Source organism: Streptomyces durhamensis, from assembly GCF_000725475.1.
Taxonomy (GTDB): Bacteria; Actinomycetota; Actinomycetes; order Streptomycetales; family Streptomycetaceae; genus Streptomyces; species Streptomyces filipinensis.
This window is the reverse complement of record NZ_JNXR01000113.1, coordinates 1-448: the sequence shown is the minus strand read 5'-3', so window position 1 is coordinate 448 and position 448 is coordinate 1. Positions and strand designations below refer to the sequence as shown.

The following is a 448-nucleotide window of genomic DNA, read 5'->3' as shown; positions in this document are numbered from 1 at the left end:
TTGAGGGTGGTGACCTTGTCGGGGTTGCCGGGGAGGGTGGCGATCTCCAGCTGGTTGCGGACGAAGGTGGCCGGGGTGCCGGCGGCGTCCTTCCTGGCGGTCACGATCGCCATGGTCTTGGGGCTGGCGGCGGCGAAGACGTCGGCGGGGGCGCCGCCGGTGATGCTGGCGGCCAGGGTGTCGCTGCCGCCGAAGTTGAAGCTGACCTTGGTACCGGGGTGGGCCTGCTCGAACTGCTTGCCCAGGGCGGTGAAGCTCTCCTTGAGGGAGGCGGCGGCGAACACGGTGACCGTGCCCGACAGCTTCGGGGACGCGGTGCCGGCCTTGGCCGGCTTGGTGGAGGAGTCACCGGAGGAGGAGCAGGCGCTGAGTGCCATCAGGGCGGCGGCTCCCGCACCGGCCAGCTGCAGCATTCGCCGGGTCCGGCGCACGGAACGGGTCATCACGG

At 71.4% G+C, this 448-nt stretch carries 1 protein-coding gene; it reads right to left on the bottom strand.

All coding sequences use genetic code 11. The features are described from left to right. Positions 1 to 443 (bottom strand): molybdate ABC transporter substrate-binding protein (locus tag IO33_RS0142005; protein WP_037687459.1); only part of this gene is annotated, 443 nt, incomplete at its 3' end. Positions 444 to 448 lie beyond the last annotated feature (5 nt).